Origin of the sequence: Aeromonas simiae (assembly GCF_000820125.1) — a bacterium.
Classification (GTDB): domain Bacteria; phylum Pseudomonadota; class Gammaproteobacteria; order Enterobacterales; family Aeromonadaceae; genus Aeromonas; species Aeromonas simiae.
This window is the reverse complement of the sequence record NZ_CDBY01000010.1, coordinates 1-486: the sequence shown is the minus strand read 5'-3', so window position 1 is coordinate 486 and position 486 is coordinate 1. Positions and strand designations below refer to the sequence as shown.

1 protein-coding gene is annotated in these 486 nt (G+C 66.0%); it reads right to left on the bottom strand.

The annotated features are described in order from the left end of the window. Window positions 1-36: 36 nt before the first annotated feature. The coding region (locus tag BN1134_RS01795) for a DUF3394 domain-containing protein (protein WP_042044919.1) at window positions 37-486 on the bottom strand (450 nt) is incomplete at its 5' end.

Genomic DNA, 486 nt, shown 5'->3' with positions numbered 1-486 from the left:
GGCGGCCCGCAGGCCGCCTCCTCTTCACGCATCCACTCAGGCCGGCTGACGTCGCCGCTGTAGCAGCACGATACCGCCAAGCAGCAGCAGACCCGGCAGCCACATCAGCTCCTTGCGCCAGCGCTCGGTGGGCGCCTGCACGCTCAGGATCTGCTGATCGAACTCCAGACCCAGATCGGCAGCGGTACTGCCAAACGCGACGTTGTCGATCAGGGTCTTGCCATCCTGCTCATAGAGTGTGATGCCAAGATGCTCGAGACGACGCTCGCCGCTCTCCCCATCCGGCACCGGCAGCAGTACGGTGAAACGGTGCAGCTTGCCGACCGCATCCTCCCCCTCGATCCGCAGCCGCAACGTGCTGTCGGCTTCCACCTGCCCCATGGTCTGGGCCAGCTCGGCCGGCGCCGTATTGCGGTATGGGTCGTGGATCATGTCCATCCAGAAGCCGGGGCGGAACAGGGTGAAGGCCACCAGCAGCAGCAGCGC